Raw genomic sequence first — 20308 nt, 5'->3', positions numbered from 1 at the left:
ATGGCTGTCAGCTCCATAGCCGCGTTTTTCACCGTCTCCTTTCTCCTCGTCCTCGTCCCGGGCGCGGACTGGGCGTACACGATCACCGCCGGGCTGCGGGACCGGTCGGTGGTGCCTGCCGTCAGCGGGCTGATGCTGGGGTACGTGGGGCTCACCGCCGTCGTCGTGGCGGGTGTGGCCGCGCTGGTCGCGCAGACACCCGGAGTGCTGACCGCGCTCACCACCCTGGGCGCCGGCTACCTGGTGTGGCTCGGGGCGACCACCTTCGCGGGGGCGAAGGACGCGGGGGCGCCACTGGCGGACGACGCCGAGGCGGGCGGGTCCGGCGCGCGCTCGCGGGTGCTCAAGGGCGCCGGGGTCAGCGGACTGAACCCCAAGGCGCTGCTGCTCTACGTTGCGCTGCTGCCGCAGTTCGCCGACCAGCACGGACAGTGGCCGCTCGCCCTCCAGATCGGGCTCCTCGGGCTGCTGCACATGTGCACCGCAGGCGCCGTCTACCTGGGCGTCGGCTCGCTGGCCCGCGGCCTCCTGCGCGCCCGTCCCGCTGCGGCCCGCGTCATCACCCGGCTCTCCGGAGTCGTGATGGTCGGGCTCGGAGCACTGCTGCTGGTGGAGCAGATCCCGCACTGAGGGCCAGCGGGAACGCCCTCTCTGCGGAGAAAGGCGGAGGGCGACACTACGCTGGCTGTCACTCTTCCGGGGGCCTCCCTGCCCGGAGGGTGCCCGTCCGGGGCCGGACGGGCGACACGCGAGCGAACCGAGGTACCGATCGTGACAGCGCACCACCAACCCTCAGCGCAGCCCGCTCCCGCGCCGCGGCCCGTCACCGCACCGCAGCCCGACCCGGCCGCCGGCCGGGCTGTGTACGAGGCCGACCGGGCACACGTCTTCCACTCCTGGTCGGCGCAGGGGCAGATCGATCCGCTCGCGGTCGCGGGTGCCCAGGGCTCGTACTTCTGGGACTACGAGGGGAACCGGTACCTCGACTTCACCAGCGGCCTCGTCTTCACCAATATCGGCTACGCGCACCCCAAGGTCGTCGCCGCGATCCAGGAGCAGGCGGCGCGGATGTGCACCTTCGCTCCCGCCTTCGCTCTCGAGGCGCGCTCCGAGGCGGCCCGGCTGATCGCCGAGCGGACGCCGGGCGACCTGGACAAGATCTTCTTCACCAACGGCGGCGCCGACGCCGTCGAGCACGCCATCCGCATGGCCCGCCTGCACACCGGGCGCCCCAAGGTGCTGTCCGCCTACCGCTCGTACCACGGCGGCACCCAGCAGGCCATCAACCTCACGGGCGACCCGCGCCGCTGGGCGTCCGACAGCGGCACCGCGGGCGTCGTCCACTTCCACGGGCCGCATCTGTACCGCACCCAGTTCTACTCCGGGACCGAGGAGCAGGAGTGCGAGCGGGCGCTGGCGCATCTGGAACAGACGCTCGCCTACGAGGGCCCGCAGACGGTCGCCGCCGTCATCCTGGAGACCATCCCCGGCACCGCGGGGATCATGATGCCGCCGCCCGGGTATCTGGCGGGCGTGCGGGAGATCTGTGACCGGTACGGCATCGTCTTCGTGCTGGACGAGGTGATGGCGGGCTTCGGCCGCACCGGCACCTGGTTCGCGGCCGACCTCTTCGACGTCGTACCCGATCTGATGACGTTCGCGAAGGGCGTCAACTCCGGCTACGTGCCGCTGGGCGGCGTCGCGATCTCCGCGAAGATCGCCGAGACCTTCGAGCAGCGCCCCTACCCCGGCGGGCTCACCTACTCGGGGCACCCGCTGGCGTGCGGCGCCGCGGTCGCGACGATCCGCACCATGGCCGAGGAAGGCATCGTCGAGCACGCCGCGCACCTGGGCGAGACCGTCATCGGCCCCGCGCTGCGCGAGCTGGCCGACCGCCACCCCTCGGTCGGCGAGGTACGCGGCACCGGCGTCTTCTGGGCCCTCGACCTGGTACGCGACCGCGAGACCCGCGAACCGCTGGTCCCCTACAACGCGACCGGTGCGGCGGGCGCGCCCATGGCCGACTTCGCCGCTGCGGCCAAACGCGGCGGCCTGTGGCCTTTCGTCAACATGAACCGCACCCATGTCGTGCCGCCGTGCACCATCACCGAGGCCGAGCTCAAGGACGGCCTGAGCGTTCTGGACGAGGCGTTGAGCGCCGCCGACGCACACACCGTCGGAGGCACGGGGGCGTGATCAAACGCAGCACCCTGCGCTCGCAGATCGCCACCGCGCTGCGCGACGAGATCCTGGCCGGCCGGCTCGCCACGGGCCGGGACTTCACCGTCAAGGAGATCGCCGAACAGTACGGCGTCTCCGCGACTCCGGTCCGGGAGGCGCTGGTCGATCTCGCGGCGCAGGGGCTGCTGGACGTGGAGCAGCACCGGGGTTTCCGCGTACACGAGTTCACGCTCGCCGACTACCGCGCCATGTGCGAGGCGCGGGAGTTGGTCGTGGACGGTGTCTTCCAGGGAATCGAGGGCAGTGCCGACGGCGCCGACGCCGCGGCCGAGTCCGCCGGTATGTCGGTCGCCCGGCGGGCGACCGGCGGCCTGGGCCCCCAGACGCTGGCCTCGGTACGCCGCCGGGCCGACGCCGCTGAACGCGCGGCACGCGCCGGGGACCTCGATGTGCTGATCGCCTACGACCTGCGGTTCTGGCGGGAGTTGAGCGGACTGCTGGGCAATCCGTACGTCTGCGACTTCCTCGACCGGCTGCGGATACAGTGCTGGGTCTACGCGGTACCGGTGCTGCGTCGGCACCCCTCGCTGCGCGGCCGCCTGTGGTCGGGGCACAACGCGCTGCTGGACGCCGTCGAGTCGGGCGACGCGCGGGCCGCCCGCGAGGTCATCGCCACCTACAACCAGCACGCGCTGGCCCAGGTCGGCGCCGAGCACCACGCATGAAGGGCTGCGGGCCACTCACTCCGGTGCCGGCCGGCAGGGGCGACGGACGGAAGGGGCCGCACTACGCTGGGACACCGGCAGGTCCCTGACGGTATTGGAGCGCCCCTTGGCCTGTGATCTCTGGCTCGTCCCCCTCGTCGACGTGCTCTGCCACAGCCCCGACAACCCCTTCTCGGAAGAGATCGCCACCTACGACAGGGTGCTCACCGAGGCCGGCCTGCCCACGGTCCCCGTCTTCGGTTACATGCCGGGCCTCTCCGGCGACGTGGCGCCGGTCGCGGGCTTCGACTACGAGGCCCTGCACTACCTGCGCCGCGCCTACTTGCTGCTGGCCTCGGGTCTGGAGGTCACCCCGGTGGGGGAGTTGGGCAACGACTACGAGCAACTCCTGGAGATGTTCGAGCAGACGGCACGGCAGTCGCATCTGGTGTGGCACTACGACCACGCGGGTGCCTACATCCCGGTGGACTTCGCCGCGCCGCTCAACGACGACGAACTACTGGAGGGCGGCGGCCCGTTGGGCTCCAGCCACGGCCTGCTGCGGGAGCTCCAGGTGGTCGGCCCGCACCTGGGGATCGACCCGGACAACCCGCCGCCGGCGCCCGCGGCACCGCTGCGCCCCACCGATCTGGACGAGCCCGCCGCCTCCGCGGCCATCGGCTACGAGGACGGCACCCCGTTCGGCAGGGAGCGGCACGTGTGGCTGAGCCTGCACGCCGCCGCGACCCGCAGCCTGGCCCAGGGGTCGATGATCGTCTTCGGCTGATCGTCTTCGGCTGATCGGTGACCTGCGGACGTCGGCCGCCGGGGGCAGACCGGTGACCCCTCGCCGTCAGCCGCCGGGCGGCCGCTGCCGCGGCATGGTGGCCCAGCCCCCGGGGCCGTTCGGCGGCGGGGGCAGCCTGCGCACCGGGGCGCCCCGCAACCCGGGGCCCGCGCTCTGCGAGGCCAGTGCGAGGGGGGAGCCCGCAGTACGGAACGAGACCATCCAGTCCACCGTCTCGGCCCGTACGGTCTCGTTCACGTCCTCCGAGAAGCGGCGGAGCACGGCCAGCGCCCGCTCCGCCGCCTCCCCGGCCGTGCCCTCGGCGGGGCCGAGCACCTCGCGGACGTTCTCGGCGGCCCACTCGTAGCGCAGCACCTCCAGCCGCCGGTGCACGGCGAGCGCGGCGGCGACATCCCGCATCCACCCCGACGTCAGCCCGAGCCAGCGGTCGGCGAGAGCGCACACGGCGGCGAACAGCAGGGCGAGGTAACCGACGTAGCCGGAGCGCCCCTGCGCTAAGGCGACGCCCGCGAGGTCGGCGAGCGGCACCAGCGCGCCCACCGCGGCGCCCACCACCACCCCGCCGCGCAGCAGCCGGGCCCACCGGCGCTTGCGTACCCGGTCGGTCAGATACCACTCGACGAGGCGCATCGCCTCCTGCTCCACCCACTGGTACAGCTCTTCGAGGCGCTCGGCGGGCTCGTTCCAGTCCCCGGACGGGAACCCCCGCCCCAGCAGATCCGGCTGCTTGACCCGCTTCACCCACTGCTCCTTCGTCGTGTTCCACGCGTTTCCGGCGGCCTCCCTTCCTACCGCCAAAAGTGGGACCACGATGCTGATCCGCGCCGATTTCCCCCCAGAAGTGGCGCCTGGTCGGGTATAGGGCGCCACCGTGTCACTCGTAAGGGCCGCACAAGGGCGGTCGCGCGGACCGCTAGGGTTGGCGGCGTGAGGATTCTGGTCATTGGCGGCGGTGCCCGCGAACACGCAATCTGTCGCTCGCTCTCCCTCGACCCCGAGGTCAGCGCGGTGCACTGCGCGCCCGGCAACGCCGGTACCGCCGAGGTGGCCACACCGCACACGGTGGACGCGCTCGACGGCGAGGCGGTCGCCGCGCTCGCCGCTTCCGACCAGGTCGGCGCCGACCTGGTCGTCATCGGCCCCGAGGCCCCGCTGGTCGCGGGCGTCGCCGACGCGGTACGCGCGCGTGGCATCCCCGTCTTCGGGCCGTCGGCCGAGGCGGCCATGCTGGAGGGTTCCAAGGCGTTCGCCAAGGACGTCATGGCCGGAGCCGGCGTGCCCACGGCGCGCAGCTATGTGTGCACCACGCCCGAGGAGGCCGACACCGCGCTGGACGCGTTCGGCCCGCCCTACGTCGTCAAGGACGACGGTCTGGCCGCGGGCAAGGGCGTCGTGGTGACCGACGACATCGAGCAGGCACGTGCCCACGCCCGCGCCTGCGGCGGCGCCGTCGTGATCGAGGAGTTCCTGGACGGTCCCGAGGTCTCCCTCTTCGCGGTGACCGACGGCGAGACCGTCGTGCCCCTCCAGCCCGCGCAGGACTTCAAGCGCGCCTACGACGCCGACGAGGGCCCCAACACCGGAGGCATGGGCGCGTACTCGCCGCTGCCGTGGGCGGACCCGAAGCTGGTGGACGAGATCACCACGACGGTCCTGGAGCCGACCGTCGCCGAACTGCGCCGCCGCGGCACCCCCTTCTCCGGGCTGCTGTACGCGGGCCTCGCGCTCACCTCGCGCGGGGTGCGGGTCATCGAGTTCAACGCCCGGTTCGGCGACCCGGAGACGCAGGCGGTGCTGGCCCGGCTGCGCACGCCGCTGGGCGGGCTGCTGTACGCGGCGGCGACCGGAGCGCTCGCGGACTTCCCGGAGCTGCGCTGGAGCGACGGCGCGGCGGTCACCGTCGTGGTCGCGGCCCACGGCTACCCGGCGAAGCCCCGTACGGGTGATGTCATCGAGGGGCTGGCGGAGATCGAACGCGTGGACGGTCCGCAGGCGTACGTGCTGCACGCGGGCACGAGGGCCGACGAGGACGGTACGGTCCGCAGCGCGGGCGGCCGGGTCCTGTCGGTCACCGCGACCGGCGCGGATCTGACCGAGGCACGGGAGCGGGCGTACGCGGCGGTCGGCCGCGTCCGGCTGGCGGGCTCGCACCACCGCACGGACATCGCCCGGCGGGCCGCGGCCGAGGCCGCGGAGGGCTGATCCGGCCGCCCGGCGGGGTGGTGCGACCGGGCTCCTCGACGGAGTGTTCGGAGGTCGTGTCCATATACCCCCGGCCCCGCCCGGGTAAGAGCTCTCCCCAAAGCCATTCCATCGAGTGACGACGCCCGCTTACGGCTGACGCACGCGCACGCCCCAACTATGGTGCCGAACAAGCGCCGTGAGGCCGCCGCCGGGCCGCCGCGGGGTGGTGTGCGGGCAGACAGGGGCTGCTCGCGCGCGGTCCGGCCGACCGCCGTTCGGACCGTCCGTCGTCTGGCGCAGCGCGCATTGCGGTGTCGGTGCGCGGTGACACAGTGGATGGAAGCCGGAGAGCCCGGCTGCGGTCCGGAAGGTGCGGGGGTGAGACGTGAGCGGTTCGGATGGTCCTGTCCCCGGCCGGCGGACGGTCGCGCGCTCGGCGCGCGCCCACGCGCTCGCCGTGCTCCGGGTGCGTGGCACGGCGCTCGCCGTCGCCCTGCTCCCGGCCGCCGCAGCGGTGATCCTGTGGGTCGGGCGTACGACGGGCCAACTCGGCCCCGGCCCCGGCTGGGACGCGGCCCGCTGGTCGGTCACCTCACTCGCCGTCGCAGCGCTGGCCTGTGCCGCTGTCGCCGGGCTCGTCATCGCCCGGGGCCGCCCCGCCGTCTCGCCGACCGTGCCGGTGGAGGAGCGCGCGGCGCCCGACCTGCACGCCCTGGTCCGTGACCTGGCCGACCGTATGGAGGTCCCGGCGCCGTCCGCCATCGCGCTCACCCCGGACTGCGACAGCTGGCTGGAGGACCGCGCACACCTCGGCACGGACCCCGGCGAGGGTGGGCGGCGCGGGGCCGCCCCGGTGCTGGTCATCGGCTCGCCGTTCCTGTGGTGGATGCGCGTCGCCGAACTGCGGGCCCTGCTCGCGCCCGTCGTCGCGGGCACCGGCCCCTCGGCACACCCCGACATAGCTGCGGCGCGGCGCTTCGTACGGGGCCTGGACGCGGCGGTGGCCAACTCCGTGCTGACCGCGGACGCCGGCTCGGGCCCGGGCCACGCCTCGGCCTGGGGCACGGGACCACCCGGGGGACCGGGACCGCCGGAGGCGCCGGGACCGCCGGAGGCGCATGGGTCGGGGGTACCGGGGTCGCCGGGGTCGTCGGCGCTCCTCGGGTCGTACGGGCCGCTCGGCGGCGTGGCGCACAAGGGCGCCGCCGCAGTGCGCCAGGTGGTGCACCGCATGGTGGGACCGGTCGCCCGGCTGATGCTCCGGGCAGCGGGCCCGCACGCCGCCGCGATGGAACAGGGCGTGGCCGCTGCCGCCGCCGACCGCGCCCAGGCCGTCGACCACGGGCTGCGGGTCGCGGCCCAGGAACAGGTCGGCCTCGCCTACGCCGGGTGGGATCGGCTGCTGACCCGGGTGGCGCTGCCCGCCTGGCGGCTCGGACTGTGGCCCACCCGGCTGGACGCGGGGGTGGTCTCGGCGCTGACCGAGCTGTCCCGCCGCGACCGGCTCGCCGAGGGCTTCACTTCGCGGCTCGGCGAGCGTCCCGCCTGCGATCTGCTCAAGGAGCCGGGCGCCGTGGACGGCGCCGTCTCACTGCTCGCGGCGCGCCTCTTCCTCGGGCCGCGCCCCCCGCTTCCGGCGACCGGAGGGCCGGGTGGGGCGGCGCCGGAGTGGACGCCGGTGGACTGGGCGGCGTATCCGGAGGAGGTCGTCGACCGCATCTGGCGCGCGGAGGCGTCCCGGCTCTTCGCGGTGCTGGACACGATCGGCCCTCCGCAGCAGGCCCCGGAGCCGCGGGAACAGGACGCGGAGCCGCAGGAACAGGTCCCTGAGCCGCAGCCGGTCGAGACCGCCGCCGCCCCGCTGGCGGTCGGCCACCCGGCGCCGAAGGCGACCACCGTCGGTGCCGCGCCCAGATCCTCCGTCGGGCCCGTCCCGTCGACCCCCGACCATGGCAGACCGCCCCCGGACGCTGCCGTATCGGCTCGCGCCGACGACGGCAGACACACGTACGCCGACAACGGCGGGTCCAGGTCCGCCGACAGCGGCAGATCCACGTCCGGCGACGGTGCGAGATCCACGTCCGCCGAGGAGGGGACGCCCGCGCCTGCCCATGTCGGCAGGGCCGCGCCCGGCACAGATGGCAGGCCCGCGCCCGGTGCAGATGGCACGGTCACGCCCGGTGCAGGTGGCAGGGCCGCGCCCGCCGGCGGGACCGACCACGGTCTGGCGGGGCCGACGCTGGCTCGGGTGCTGGACCGGTTCGCTTCACCGGGCGGGATCGACGCGTTGGCCGCGCGTATCAGTGCGGAGGTGGCGCGTGCCGAAGTGGTGAGCGCCCCCGGGGTCATCGGTGCGAGCCCCGGCGCGGGGGTGGAGCCGGGTGCGGGGAGCACACACCTCGCGCCCCTGGCCCCGATGGGGCTGCCGCTCCAGCCGCCGCGCGGCGGCAAGGAGTTGCTGGCCGACCACGTCACCGCCGCCATCTGCTGCGCCGCCGTCGACACGGCGGGAGCGACAGCGGGTCTGGACTGGCTGGACGGTCCGGCGCTGTACGTCGACGGTCGGCGCACCACCGAGCTGGCCGCACTGGTGCTCGCACTCGTCGAGGACGGCCAGACGGCCGGGCTGCGCGACTGGCTGGCGGAGGTCGGGGTACGACCGGAGAAGCCCGTTCGGCTCGTCTGAAGATCATCTCCAGCCATTTAGCGACGAAGGGTGACCACACCCTTGCGTAATGTGATGTGCTGTCTGCCGTCACACCCGCGGCACAGCGGCAGCACGGTGGAGCGGAGCGAGGGTGCCGGGGAGGGAGCAGCGATGGGAACAGAGCGGACCGGGCAGCCCGTACGCGAGGCCGAACGTACCAAGCAGCCCGCGGGAACCGAGCAGTCCGTACACCTCGTCAGCGAGGCCGAGCCGATCCGGCGGTGGGAGTCGGGTGCCCTGGCGCACGCCGTGACCGATCCCTTCGGCCAGGGCCCGCTGCCCTGGCTGCGGGTGAGTGAGAACTACTTCGAGAACGGCCGCCTCGTCCCCTGGTATGTGGACTGCATGGACCAGGCGCCGGGCCAGACCTCCCGAACTCCCGAACTTGTTCGCGAGTTGGCGGGCGGCGGCCAGACCGTGCCCAGGCCCCGCACCCGCGGCCTGTCCGGCAGTGCCCCGCCCTCGGCGGACGATGTGCGCTGCCAGATCAAGGGCTTCGCCTCCGTGGCGGGCGGCACTCCGCCGGGCGAGTCCATCGACTTCCGGATCACCGTCAATCCGCCGCAGCCCTTCAGCGTCGACGTCTACCGCATCGGTCACTACGGCGGCGTCGGCGCCACGAAGATCACCACCAGTCCGCGGTTGTCCGGCATCATGCAGCCGGCACCCCTCACCGCGGACCGCACCGTCTCCTGTCACCATTGGTGGCTCTCCTGGCGGCTCCAGATCCCCGACTACTGGTCGACCGGCGCCTACGTCGCCGTCCTGACCACCGCCGACGGCCACCGCTCGCACATCCCCTTCACCGTCCGCGACCGCGACCCGGCCGACCTGCTGCTCGTCCTCCCGGACGTGACCTGGCAGGCGTACAACCTCTTCCCCGAGGACGGCCGCACCGGCGCCAGCCTCTACCACGCCTGGGACGACCGGGGACGGCTGCTCGGCGAGAGCGAGGCCGCGATGACCGTCTCCTTCGACCGCCCCTACGCCGGCTCAGGGCTGCCCATGCACGTCGGGCACGCCTACGACTTCATCCGCTGGGCCGAGCGGTACGGCTACGACCTGGCCTACGCCGAGACCCGAGACCTGCACGCCGGGCACCTCGATCCGACGCGCTACCGGGGGCTGATCTTCCCCGGGCACGACGAGTACTGGTCCGTGCCCATGCGCCGGGCGGCCGAGCGTGCCCGGGACAGTGGCACCGCGCTGGTCTTCCTCTCCGCCAACACCATGTACTGGCAGGTCGAGCTGGAAGCGCTGCCTTCCGGAGCTCCCGACCGGCTGCTGACCTGCCGAAAACGCCGCGGGCCCGGGCGCCCGGCACTCTGGCGTGAACAGGGCGAACCCGAGCAGGCGCTGCTGGGCATCCAGTACGCCGGCCAGGTCGCCGAGCCCTACCCCCTGATCGTCCGCAACGCCGAGCACTGGCTGTGGGAGGCCACCGGCGCCTATGAGGGCGACGAACTGCCCGGCCTCGTCGCGGGTGAGGCCGACCGGTACTACCCCCGCACGGCGCTCCCCGAGCACACCTCGCGCATTCTGCTGGCGCACTCGCCCTATCACGACCGGGGCGGCACCCTGCGGCACCAGGAGACCTCCCTCTACCGCGCACCGTCCGGAGCGCTGGTCTTCTCCTCCGGCACCTTCGCCTGGTCCCCGGCCCTGGACCGCCCCGGGTACGTCGACTCCCGCGTGCAGCGCGCCACGAGCAACTTGCTGGATCACATTTGTAAGCGGGACTAGGCGCTGGCCGCTGGGGCGCTGGCCGCAGGGCAGGGGGTGCCCCTTGCTGTTCGTCGCAGGCTGCGGGTGGGATGTGGCTGGTCGCGCAGTTCCCCGCGCCCCTGACGGGGCGCGTCCTCCTGTGCGCAGCCCCCGTGCGGGGTACGCGTGGTGGTGTGGCCCCCGCCTACTCCGGCAGGCCCCGCAAGAAGTTGGTCAGGGCGGCATTGAAGGCGGCGGGGTTCTCCATGTTGGGGTAGTGGGCCGCGCCCTCAACCGCAGGGGCGGTGCAGCCGTCGGAGACAGTGCGCACGAGGCGGTCGGCCATGGCGAGGTGGTCGGTGGAGTCGAGGGCGCCGTTGACGGCAAGGACCGGCACGTCGATCCTCGCGGCCCGCTGCCAGGTGTCCCGGACCGGCACCAGGTGGTCCGGCTCTTCGGCGGTGTGCTTGGCAACCGTCCGCAGGGCCATCGCACGCAGCCGCTCCACCACGCCCGGGCCGACCTCGTCCAGGCCGCGGTGCGGGCCGGCCGCGAAGCGCAGGAAGGCGGCGACCCAGCCCTCGACGTCGCCGACGGTCAGGGCGCGCTGCTGTGCCGCCAGTACCTCCTGGCTCCACGGGTCCTCGAAGAAGGGCTCGCTGGTGCCGACCCCGCTGACCACCACGGCCCGGACCGAACCGGAATGTTCGAGCGCGGTGTCCACCGCGACGCCCCCGCCCATCGAGAGGCCGACCAGGACCGCCGGTCCGGCGTCGAGGTGGCGGAGCAGGGCCGCGAGGTCGTCGGCGGGCCGGAAGGGGCGGGTCGCGTTGGCGGAGGCGCCGTGTCCGCGCGCGTCCGGCGCGATGACGCGGAAGCGCGGCGCGAGGGCGGCGATCTGCGCCTCCCACATGGTGTGGTCGAGGAAGCCCCCGTGCAGCAGGACCACCGGCTGCCCGGTGCCGGTGTCGCGGTAGGCGAGAGCGCCGTCGGGGGTGGAGAAGGAGAGCGTCCGGGAACGCGCATCACGGTCAACCATGACAACCAAGTTGTCATTCCGACACCTCGGTTGGCAACAGAGAATGGCAACCGAGGTGTCATCATGGTCGGGTGACGGACGCCGCATCACCCGACCCGCAGCAATCCCCGCTCCCACCGGACGCGCTCGCCGACCGGCTCGCGGAGATCTTCGACCTGGTGGGCCCGCTGTACCGGCGTGCGCACCGCAAGATCGAGCAGACGGCACCCGCCGAGGGACTCGCCGTCGGTGTGCGCGCCGTCCTCGACCTGGTGCGCGAGCACGGCCCGATGACGGTGCCGCAGATGGGCCGCGCCCAGGCGCTGAGCCGTCAGTTCGTCCAGCGCATGGTCAACGACGCGGTGGCCCGGGGGCTGGTCGAGGCCGTGCCCAACCCCGCCCACCAGCGCTCCCCGCTGATCGGACTGACCGAGACCGGCGGCACCGTCATCGGCGCCGTCCACGAGCGCGAGCACGCCATGCTGCGCCAGGTCGGTGGCGACCTGACCGAGGCCGAGGTGGCCGCCTGCGTCAAGGTGCTGACCCGGATGCTCGCCTTCCTGGACGACGTCGATGTGAATCCCCCCGAAACGGGTCGGAACGGCCCGAGCGGGTCCGCCGGTGGAGACAAGGAAGAATCGGGGCACCCGCCGAATGCGTCGGCTGCCCCCAGGGAGGAAAGAACGTGACGGGATTCGTCGAAAAGCCCGAGCCCGCCCAGGTCCCCGGCCTGGAGCATCTGCACACGGGCAAGGTGCGCGACCTCTACCGGAACCAGGACGGCCACCTGGTGATGGTCGCCAGCGACCGGCTGTCCGCGTTCGACTGGGTCCTGCCGACCGAGATCCCGGACAAGGGCCGCATCCTCACCCGGCTCTCCCTGTGGTGGTTCGAGCAGCTCACGGATCTGCTGCCCAACCATGTGATCAGCACCGACGTGCCCGCCGGCGCCCCCGCCGACTGGGAGGGGCGCACCATGATCTGCCGCTCCCTGCGCATGGTGCCCGTCGAATGCGTGGCCCGCGGCTATCTGGCCGGGTCCGGGCTGGTCGAGTACGAGGAGTCCCGCACCGTCTGCGGGCTCGCCCTCCCCGACGGCCTGGAGAACGGCTCCGAGCTGCCCGGCTCGATCTTCACCCCCGCCACCAAGGCGGCCGTGGGCGAGCACGACGAGAACGTCAGCTACGAGGAGATGGCCCGCCAGATCGGCCCCGAGACCGCAGCCGAGCTGCGCCAGTCCACGCTGGCCGCATACGACAAGGCCCGCGACATCGCCCGCGAGCGGGGCATCATCCTGGCCGACACCAAGTTCGAGTTCGGCTGGGACGACGCCGCGGGCGCGGAGCCCCGGCTCACGCTCGCCGACGAGGTCCTCACCCCCGACTCGTCCCGCTTCTGGCCCGCCGACCAGTGGCAGCCGGGCCGCTCCCAGCCCTCCTTCGACAAGCAGTACGTACGCGACTGGCTGGCGTCCCCCGCATCCGGCTGGGACCGCAACGGTGAGCAGCCGCCGCCCCCGCTGCCCGAGGACGTCGTCGAGGCCACCCGCGCCCGCTATGTCGAGGCATACGAGCGCCTCACCGGCGTCCCCTGGAGCTGACGGCCCCGCCCGTCCCCGGCCCGACCCGCTGCGGGCGTGCGTCCATCGGGCGCCGCCCCGCACGGACCGGCCGCGAGAACGACAACGGCCCCGGTCGGAGGACCGGGGCCGTTGTCTGCGTATCCCGAGCGGACGACGAGGCTCGAACTCGCGACCTCAACCTTGGCAAGGTTGCGCTCTACCAACTGAGCTACGTCCGCGTGCCCACTGCCGACCGGGGGTCCGCCGTGGTGCGGGGCCCAGTATAGCCGGAGCTTCCCCGGGCCCGGCACTGCGCCGGAACCATGCCGGCCCCGCTCAGATCCACCCCCGCTCCCGTGCCATCCGGGCCGCCGTGTGCCGGTTCTCGGCCCCCAGCTTGGCGACGGCGGCCGAGAGGTAGTTGCGCACGGTGCCCTGGGTCAGCGACGCCTTCTTGGCAATCTCCGCGACCGGAGCCCCGTCCGCGGCCAGCTCCAGCAGCTCGGCCTCGCGCGCGGACAGTGGCGAGTCCCCCGCGCTGATGGCGTCGGCCGCCAGCTCGGGGTCCACATAGCGGTTGCCGCTGTGGACGGTACGGATGATCTCCGCGAGCTGCTCGGCCGAAGCCGTCTTGGGCACGAAGCCACGGACCCCCGCCGCCAGCGCCCGCTTCAGATGGCCCGGCCTGCCGTGGCTGGTGACGATCATCGTCCGGCACTCGGGCAGCGAATCCCGCAGCGTGGCCGCGACCCGGACCCCGTCCACCCCCGGCATCTGCAGGTCGAGCACGGCCACATCGGGCCGGTGTGCCCGCGCCATGGCCAGGGCCTCGGACCCGGAGGCCGCCTCCGCGACGATGGTCAGATCGTCCTCCAGCGCCAGCAGCGCGGCGAGTGCCCCCCGGATCAGATGCTCGTCGTCCGCCAGCAGCACCCGGATGGCCACGGCTTCGGGCCCCACTTCCTCGTCACTCACCGGCTGCGTTCCCCACCGTCGCCGCTGCGCCCACCGTTGCCCCGCCCGTCGTCGCCCCGCCCGTCGTTGCCCCGCCCGTCGCTGCCGCTGCCCTCACCGGCGCTCCTTCGGACGCCGGGTGGCCGGTCAGCGGGACCTCGGCGCGGAGCCGGAAGACCTGTGCGGCCCCGTCGCGCTCCGCCGTCAGCGTGCCGCCGAGCGCCGCCAGCCGTTCGCTCAGCCCGGTGAGTCCTGCCCCGTCCCGCGCCGGGTCCGGCCGCAGCCCGTCGTTCTCCATCACCAGCACGGTGGTGTCCGCGGCGCCGACGGTGAGCCGGATGGTGCAGCGGCTCGCCTCCGCGTGCCGCAGCACATTGGTGGCCCCCTCGCGGACGACCCAGCCCAGCGCCGACTGCACCTCCTGCGCCATCTCCGGCCGTGCCGACTCGATACGGCAGTCCACCCCCGCGGCCCGCAGCACCGAGCGGGCCCCTGCCAACTCGGTCTCCAGCCCCGCCTCCCGGTAACCACGGACCACGGCACGCACCTCGGACTGCGACTGCCGGGCCAGCTGCTGGACCTCGTGCATCTGCTCGACGGCCGACGCGGAGCCCCGCCGTGCCAGCTGGGTCGCCAGCTCGCTCTGGAGCGCGATCAGCGACAGATTGCGGCCCATCACATCGTGCAGGTCACGGCTGAAGCGCAGCCGCTCCTCCGCGACGGCGAGCCGCGACTGGGCCTCCCTCGCCTCATCGAGCTCCCGCATGACGGCGATGTACCAGGCCGAGCAGCGTGGCGAGAAGATCCCGGCCAACCCCCCTATCGCCAGGACGATCAGGGTGCCCACCAGGGACGGCCACGCCATGCCCGCCACGGCGAAGGAGCAGGTGACGACCGCACAGCCGACCGCTGTCACGGCTGCCGAGCGGCGCCATGGCACGGTGAGCCCGTAAACCCCCGCCAGCGCCCCGACCCCCGCGAACAGCGCCATCGCCGGCCCGGAGCTGCCGCCCGCCCAGCCGCGCGACACCAGCACCGTGACCATCGCCGTGCTGAGCGCGAACGTCACCAGCCCGGCGATCAGGAGGCGGCGCGAGACCTCGTCGGTTCCCAGATAGTGGTCGATACCGCGCCGCAGACCGCGCACCGCGATCACACACTGCACGATCCCCAGCGTCACGACGACCCCGGCCAGCGCCATCGGCTGTCCCTGGGAGGAGACCTGGACGAGGAACTGCGGCGTGCCGCTCACGAAGAAGATCCACGGAGTGAGCAGCAGCATCCAGCGCGTCGAAGCCTCGACCTGCTCCAGCTTGCTGCGCTCCTGCCAGTTCCGCCGCTTCTGCCGGCCCCAGCTGAGCATCGGCGACCTCCTTCCCGTTCCTGTCCCGCGTACGGCACACCGTATGCGCGTCCAATGGTGCCGGGCGGCCCCCGTCAGCGGCGCGGCTCCCACCGGAAGCGCCTGCGCACCACATAGGCCCCCAGCGCTGTCCACCCCACCGCGACCGCCAGCGCGCGCAGCGTGTCCGGTCCGCTGAGCTGCTGTGTCCAGCCGCTCCGCAGCAGGTCCATGACCGGCGTCATCGGGAGCCAGCGGCATATCTCTGCGATCTGGTCGGGGTAGATCTCCAGCGGGACGAAGACCCCGGACCCGGCGAACGTGGCCAGCATCAGCGGCATCGGCGTGAGCTGTGCCAGCTCGGTGGTCCTGGTGAACGCGGCCGAGGCGGCAGCCAGCGTCGCCGTCAGCAGCAGACCGAGTACCAGCCCCGCCACCACCAGGTCGGGGCGGGCCGGCGCCCCCACATCCAGCAGCAGCGCCCCGCCCGCCAGCAGCAGCACGGACTGGACGATGCCTATCGTCACGGACGGCAGGGCGGCGGCCCCGAGTATCTCCCGGTCGTCCGCCTCCCCGGTGCGCAGCCGCTTGAGCACCAGCTCCTCGCGGCGGCCCACATAGACCCCGACGAGATTGCTGTAGACCGCGAACAGCAGCACCATTCCCACCGTGCCCGGGAGTACGGCGGTGCCCACCGAGAGCCCGGTGCCGGACAGATCCGCCTGACCGGCGGTGGACCTCAGCGAGAACGTCATCAGGGTCGGCAGCAGCAGCACGACGAACAGCGCCGACCTGTTACGGATCAGCAGCGTCAGTTCCGCGCGCGCCAGGGCCCCCACCCGCTGCGCCGACAGCCTGCCCGATCGGGCGCTCCGTGCCGTCCGGGGCCCGGCGGCGCGAGTCGTGGTCGTCGTCGTACCGCTCATGCCCGGACCTCCGTCATCGCTCGGTCGTCTTCCTGGCCCGGCCGGTTCCCGGCCTGGGCGATCTCCAGAAACGCCTCCTCCAACGAGGCCGCCTTCGCCTGCAGGCCCTCCAGCGCGAGCCCGGAATCCCGTGCCCACAGGAGCAGTTCGGTCAGCGCCTGCTGCAGCTCGTACGTCCGGACCGTCACAGCGCGGCCGTCCACCGCAGCCGGGACAGACAGTGGCAGCCGCTCAGGGCTGACCCCCGCGGGCAGCCGGAACGTGATCCGCGAGGGCCGCTCGGCCACCACCTGCTCCGGGGTCCCCGACGCCACGATCCGCCCGGCCTGCATGATCGCCAGCCGGTCGGCGAGCTGCTCGGCCTCCTCCAGATAGTGGGTGGTCAGCAGCACGGTGGTGCCCTCCGCCCGCAGCTCGCGTACCAACTCGGCGGTGTCCCGGCGCCCTTCGGGGTCCATACCCGTCGTCGGCTCGTCCAGGAACAGCACCTCGGGCCGCCCGATCAGCGCCAGCGCCAGATCCAGCCGCCGCCGCTCGCCCCCCGACAGCTGCTTGACCCGCACATCGGTCCTGCCGCCGAGCCCGACCAGCTCCAGCGCTTCGCCCGGTGGCCGGGCCTCACTGGTGACCCCCGCCCACATCCTCGCCGTCTCGGCGACCGTCAACTCGGAGGGAAAGCCGCCCTCCTGGAGCATCACACCGGTACGGGGCCGTACGAACGCGCGCTCGGCGCACGGGTCGAACCCCAGCACGCGCACCGTCCCCGCGCTGGGCTGCGCCAGCCCCTCCAGCACCTCCACGGTGGACGTCTTGCCCGCCCCGTTGGTGCCCAGCAGCGCGAATATCTCCCCCTCCCGCACGGAGAACGAGACGTCCCGCACGGCCTCGAACCCGCCGCCACTCGTGCCTTCCCCCGCCGCGTAGCGGCGCCTCAGCCCTTCGACCTCGATCGCATCCATGCCTCCACCATCCCGCCGCCCACCGCGCGAAGGCAGTGCGCCCCGTCATGGCTCCGCATGACAAACGTCATCGGAGGGGCCACACCCCACGCCGCCCCGGCCGGGAGCTGACGGCACCCGGGTGTTGCACGCGCAGCTTGCGCAGGCCGAACGTCACCGGCCGCCTCATGCCTGGAGCCCTTCTCACGCTGAGGCCCCGTCTCCCGAATGCCGGAACTCCTACTCATCGGTCCTCGTCCCCGACGTCCTATGCGCGAGGACGGCATCGGTGTAAAGCTCGCGCGTCAGGTCGGCGTCCTCGATGCCGAGGCTTTCCAGAACCGCGCGGACGTCGCCCAACGCCGCTTGCACGTCGGTCTCGTCCTGCACCAGGGTTTCCAGCTCGATGAACGTCCCATCGATCTCCGGAACCTGCACCAGCGTCGCCAGCATCAGTCGGCCACGAGCCTGTACGTCGTAGTTCCGGCACCGCTTCTCGAACGCGATGACCGGCTGGTACCCCAGGCCGCGGAGCATCCGGTGCACCGCCTCCGCGTTCTCCACCCGGGTCTCATGCTCCGGCTTCGAGCCCGAGGCTTCGTCGACCTTCGCTTCCTTGTAGGTGAGGAGGGAGCGCGCCCCCGTGTCGCCGTGCACCGTCCGGACCCGCAACTCGGCGTCCCGCGAGCCGAGCTGTCCCTTTGCTGTGTCGTAGTAGGTGTCCTGGTACACCTCGGTGCGGCCGACGGCGTATTCGTCCAGCCGCAGTTGCACCGCGTTCGGGTCCCGTACGCGCGCCTTCAGCTCCGCTTCGATCACTGGGCACCTCCAGCTCGTCAGACCGTGCGTACACCCTCGCCGACCATTGCCTCGAACATGCGGCGAAAGCCTCGGTACAGCGGCCCGTGCGGTGTTTCCACCACCTTGTACGTTGCTGACTCGTGGCCTTCCCAGCCTGCGTCGAACGCTGAGACGAACACCGTCGAGTCGACGCGGACCAGGCGCCAGGTCGGCAGCAGGCGATAGCGGTAGACACGCATGTCACACGCGGCGCAGAGCTCGCGCAGCCGAGCTTCGGTCACGTGTACTCCGCCGGCAAGAGATTCGGTGGACTCGCCGATCTCGGCGGCACGCAGGGCCAGTGCGGGTGATCCGGGGTCGAGCAGTAGAACGCGCGCTCGGACGCGGTCCCCGGCTTCGCGGACCAGTGAGGAGCGCAGCAACGAGTCGTTCAGGCCGATGAGACCCAAACCACGTACGGCCAGAACGTCGAGTTCCTCAGCCGTGGCGGCCTGCCTGCGGATCTCTTCTGAGGCGGCGGCCTGAGCGGAGTAGACCCGGACGACTTCGGGGAAGGCAGCCAGATCGAAGGCGGGTCCGCCGTTCCGTGTGTCTCGTCCGGCTGCCAGGCCCAGCAGATGGCGTGCGTCGTCCGGCATGCCGAGGCCGTCGGCGACACGCTCGTAGACGTCGAGCCGGGAGATTTCCCGGCGGCCGTTGATGATCTCGTTGACCCGGGCCTGGGTCATACCCGTCGCGGTGGCGATTCTCGACTGGCTGGCGCCCGCGTACTGCTGGACGCACCGGAAGACCGCGCCGATATCGCGAGTCCGCAACGCCTGCCGTACCTCGGCACGTTGCCAGGCCCAGTCAGGGAGTTCAACGGGCACGAGTACGGACATCAGTCCTCGGTTTCGTTTCCATGTTGCATGGCGGGATGGAAAGTCATCTCACGGTGAGATAGCCAGCAAGGTATCGAGTGGACACATACCGTCACAACACCCTGAACGTGTGAAGCCAACCAGAATTCCGAACGCAGGCCGGCTCCCCGTCGGCCGTACCGACACGGTGACCGAGTCCCGTCACTGGCGGGACGCCGGATCTCTTCCTCGATTGGCCGGCCCAGCGGCCTCCTCCCCAAGCCCTGATGGGGGAGGCCGCAACGTGCTCCCGGCCGGCCAGAGTCGGCAAGGCGCTTACGGCACGTGCCGGAACTGTGGCAGGCCGATTCGGCTCATCAGTGCTGAGGAGGACGGGACCAGGGTGATTCGGGCTCGTTGCTGCACGCGGGCGGGGGTGGCCGGTGGCTGAGAATCTTGATCTGACGCTGGTGCGGATGATGGGCGAGCGGCTCGAACGCTTCGGGGTCGAGGGCGTGCTGCGCAGTGAGTTGCTGCGCGGTATGTGGGAGAGCGCCGGAGGCGAACAGCGGGCGGCGGTTCTCACCCGGCTCGCGTGGCGGGCGCGGGGTGCCGAGGTGCGGTATCGGGCCACGCATGACGCCAGTCGGCTGGCTCTGTGGGCGGTGCGAGAGGCAGCCGCCTGGCATGCGTCGTCCGCTCTTGCGGATGCGGCGTTTCGGCTGCTGTCCGGGCAGCTGGCGCGTATCCCGGCGGGGGTGCAGTGGGAGGCCGCGGTGCGGTTGTCGGCCGCTGTCCGTAGTGGCGTGCTGCCGGCAGCCCCTTGGCGGTGTGAGGTCTGCAGTACCGAACGCGATCTCCGGGTGCGGAGCTACGAGTGCGGTTCCGGGCCCGGTCGGGACGAGCTTCGTTGTGTGTTGTGTGCCGGGCTGCCTGCCGACCCTGAGGAGATTCCCGAGGCCGTCGAGGCGAGGTGCCGGCGGATTCCGCGGAGCCCTGCGGAGGGCTGTTGAGCCCCGCTCCGAGTGTGTCGTCGTGCACGGGTTCCGTTCCAACGGGTGATGGCGACGGTCCCGGAGACGGGTCCCCGCGAAATTCCGCAAGGGGAGGAGCACGATGCAGGCGCTGAGCCTGGCTGCCGGTCCTGGGTGACGACGCGGCTGTCGGTCCGGCCCGTTGACTCCCCGGGCTGTGGCGGAGGTCGGTGACAACTTCACATGCGTGGTGTCGCGTTCGAGGAGCGGGGGCCGCGCTCGTAAGGAAGGGGTACCGGGCGGTGCACTGGCACGCGTACGGCCTACACCGGAGGGCAGTGGCCCAAGGACAGCGAGGCTCGGAACCTCCAGGCGGCCGTGCCACCGAACACTGTCGCTCACTGGTTCCGCAAGCCGCAGCAGATGCGTGCGGGGACTGTCGTCGATCCGGGCGATGCCTGGGCTTGGTTGGAGAGGGAAGTGCGGGCGGCTCCGCCGCAGGATGTCGAGGGAAAGCTGGCGTTTCTGCGGGGGTGCGTCGAGCGGGGTGCTGACGCGTATGCGGGGTATTACTCGCACGGGCAGTTGGTGGTGCCTTGTGTGTTGGTGTGTTCGCGTGGGGGTGAGCGGTGTCCTGATCCCCGCGGTGAGGGCTTCGCTCTGGGGG

17 protein-coding genes, 1 tRNA gene and 1 pseudogene are annotated in these 20308 nt (G+C 72.4%); 10 read left to right on the top strand and 9 right to left on the bottom strand.

Going from position 1 to position 20308, the window contains the following annotated elements; genetic code table 11:
- From JW592_RS28860 to JW592_RS28845, 4 genes are all read left to right on the top strand, one after another.
- On the top strand, positions 1 to 630 hold the full coding sequence (locus tag JW592_RS28860; protein WP_209268196.1) for a LysE family translocator: 630 nt from the start codon (positions 1 to 3) through the stop codon (positions 628 to 630).
- Positions 631 to 771: 141 nt separating this feature from the next.
- Complete coding sequence (locus tag JW592_RS28855; RefSeq protein ID WP_209268195.1) at positions 772 to 2196, top strand: aspartate aminotransferase family protein; 1425 nt, start codon at positions 772 to 774, stop codon at positions 2194 to 2196.
- Positions 2193 to 2906 carry a GntR family transcriptional regulator gene (locus JW592_RS28850; RefSeq protein WP_209268194.1) on the top strand — a complete coding sequence of 238 codons (714 nt, stop codon included), beginning with the start codon at positions 2193 to 2195 and terminating at the stop codon, positions 2904 to 2906. The genes JW592_RS28855 and JW592_RS28850 overlap by 4 nt, the downstream gene beginning before the upstream one ends.
- A 106-nt stretch (positions 2907 to 3012) precedes the next feature.
- Positions 3013 to 3672 (top strand): putative DNA-mimic protein, encoded by a 660-nt coding sequence (locus JW592_RS28845; RefSeq protein WP_209268193.1) that lies wholly within the window; start codon positions 3013 to 3015, stop codon positions 3670 to 3672.
- 66 nt (positions 3673 to 3738) lie between these two features.
- On the opposite strand, the gene JW592_RS28840 is transcribed toward JW592_RS28845, so the two are convergent.
- Complete coding sequence (locus JW592_RS28840; protein WP_209268192.1) at positions 3739 to 4434, bottom strand: SLATT domain-containing protein; 696 nt, start codon at positions 4432 to 4434, stop codon at positions 3739 to 3741.
- Between the two features lie 186 nt (positions 4435 to 4620).
- On the opposite strand from JW592_RS28840, the gene purD reads away from it, so the two are divergent.
- The 3 genes from purD to JW592_RS28820 all read left to right on the top strand — a co-directional run bounded on the left by purD (position 4621) and on the right by JW592_RS28820 (position 10327).
- Complete coding sequence (gene purD, locus JW592_RS28835; protein ID WP_209268191.1) at positions 4621 to 5895, top strand: phosphoribosylamine--glycine ligase; 1275 nt, start codon at positions 4621 to 4623, stop codon at positions 5893 to 5895.
- A 367-nt stretch (positions 5896 to 6262) separates the two neighbouring features.
- Positions 6263 to 8563 carry a hypothetical protein gene (locus tag JW592_RS33015; protein ID WP_307805585.1) on the top strand — a complete coding sequence of 767 codons (2301 nt, stop codon included), beginning with the start codon at positions 6263 to 6265 and terminating at the stop codon, positions 8561 to 8563.
- A gap of 132 nt (positions 8564 to 8695) precedes the next feature.
- Positions 8696 to 10327, top strand: a complete 1632-nt coding sequence (locus JW592_RS28820) for a N,N-dimethylformamidase beta subunit family domain-containing protein (protein WP_229377033.1) — start codon at positions 8696 to 8698, stop codon at positions 10325 to 10327.
- Positions 10328 to 10493: 166 nt separating this feature from the next.
- Here the strand turns inward: JW592_RS28820 and JW592_RS28815 are convergent, their stop codons facing one another.
- The gene (locus JW592_RS28815; protein WP_209268190.1) at positions 10494 to 11327 is read right to left on the bottom strand and encodes an alpha/beta fold hydrolase; all 834 of its coding nucleotides are present in this window, start codon (positions 11325 to 11327) and stop codon (positions 10494 to 10496) included.
- Between the two features lie 71 nt (positions 11328 to 11398).
- On the opposite strand from JW592_RS28815, the pseudogene JW592_RS28810 reads away from it, so the two are divergent.
- Positions 11399 to 11887 (top strand): annotated as a pseudogene (locus tag JW592_RS28810) (MarR family winged helix-turn-helix transcriptional regulator); the annotation flags it as partial.
- Between the two features lie 104 nt (positions 11888 to 11991).
- A complete protein-coding gene (locus JW592_RS28805) occupies positions 11992 to 12906 on the top strand; it encodes a phosphoribosylaminoimidazolesuccinocarboxamide synthase (protein WP_209268188.1) in 915 nt (304 codons plus the stop codon).
- A 127-nt stretch (positions 12907 to 13033) separates the two neighbouring features.
- On the opposite strand, the gene JW592_RS28800 is transcribed toward JW592_RS28805, so the two are convergent.
- From JW592_RS28800 to JW592_RS28770, 7 genes are all read right to left on the bottom strand, one after another.
- Positions 13034 to 13106 (bottom strand) — tRNA-Gly (locus JW592_RS28800).
- A gap of 97 nt (positions 13107 to 13203) precedes the next feature.
- A complete protein-coding gene (locus JW592_RS28795) occupies positions 13204 to 13842 on the bottom strand; it encodes a response regulator transcription factor (protein ID WP_307805584.1) in 639 nt (212 codons plus the stop codon).
- On the bottom strand, positions 13835 to 15184 hold the full coding sequence (locus tag JW592_RS28790; protein WP_209268187.1) for a sensor histidine kinase: 1350 nt from the start codon (positions 15182 to 15184) through the stop codon (positions 13835 to 13837). Before JW592_RS28790 ends, JW592_RS28795 begins: the two co-directional genes overlap by 8 nt.
- Before the next feature lie 74 nt (positions 15185 to 15258).
- Positions 15259 to 16089 (bottom strand): ABC transporter permease, encoded by an 831-nt coding sequence (locus tag JW592_RS28785; RefSeq protein ID WP_209268186.1) that lies wholly within the window; start codon positions 16087 to 16089, stop codon positions 15259 to 15261.
- Positions 16086 to 17048 (bottom strand): ABC transporter ATP-binding protein, encoded by a 963-nt coding sequence (locus JW592_RS28780; RefSeq protein ID WP_209268185.1) that lies wholly within the window; start codon positions 17046 to 17048, stop codon positions 16086 to 16088. Before JW592_RS28780 ends, JW592_RS28785 begins: the two co-directional genes overlap by 4 nt.
- Before the next feature lie 219 nt (positions 17049 to 17267).
- The gene (gene cyaB / locus JW592_RS28775; RefSeq protein ID WP_209268184.1) at positions 17268 to 17846 is read right to left on the bottom strand and encodes a class IV adenylate cyclase; all 579 of its coding nucleotides are present in this window, start codon (positions 17844 to 17846) and stop codon (positions 17268 to 17270) included.
- A 17-nt stretch (positions 17847 to 17863) separates the two neighbouring features.
- A complete protein-coding gene (locus JW592_RS28770; protein ID WP_209268183.1) occupies positions 17864 to 18709 on the bottom strand; it encodes a helix-turn-helix domain-containing protein in 846 nt (281 codons plus the stop codon).
- Between the two features lie 401 nt (positions 18710 to 19110).
- On the opposite strand from JW592_RS28770, the gene JW592_RS28765 reads away from it, so the two are divergent.
- Positions 19111 to 19680 (top strand): hypothetical protein, encoded by a 570-nt coding sequence (locus tag JW592_RS28765; RefSeq protein ID WP_209268182.1) that lies wholly within the window; start codon positions 19111 to 19113, stop codon positions 19678 to 19680.
- Positions 19681 to 20308: the final 628 nt, after the last annotated feature.

Source organism: Streptomyces spirodelae (assembly GCF_017676385.1).
GTDB classification, from domain to species: Bacteria; Actinomycetota; Actinomycetes; order Streptomycetales; family Streptomycetaceae; genus Streptomyces; species Streptomyces spirodelae.
This window is presented reverse-complemented; position numbering and strand designations above follow the sequence as displayed.

Bases quoted from the DNA above. Each gene is read 5' to 3' on its own strand.
- JW592_RS28860 (WP_209268196.1), top strand. From the start codon at position 1: ATGGCTGTCAGCTCCATAGCCGCGTTTTTCACCGTCTCCTTTCTCCTC.
- JW592_RS28820 (WP_229377033.1), top strand. From the start codon at position 8,696: ATGGGAACAGAGCGGACCGGGCAGCCCGTACGCGAGGCCGAACGTACC.
- JW592_RS28815 (WP_209268190.1), bottom strand. From the start codon at position 11,327: ATGGTTGACCGTGATGCGCGTTCCCGGACGCTCTCCTTCTCCACCCCC.
- JW592_RS28790 (WP_209268187.1), bottom strand. From the start codon at position 15,184: ATGCTCAGCTGGGGCCGGCAGAAGCGGCGGAACTGGCAGGAGCGCAGC.
- JW592_RS28785 (WP_209268186.1), bottom strand. From the start codon at position 16,089: ATGAGCGGTACGACGACGACCACGACTCGCGCCGCCGGGCCCCGGACG.
- JW592_RS28780 (WP_209268185.1), bottom strand. From the start codon at position 17,048: ATGGATGCGATCGAGGTCGAAGGGCTGAGGCGCCGCTACGCGGCGGGG.
- JW592_RS28770 (WP_209268183.1), bottom strand. From the start codon at position 18,709: ATGTCCGTACTCGTGCCCGTTGAACTCCCTGACTGGGCCTGGCAACGT.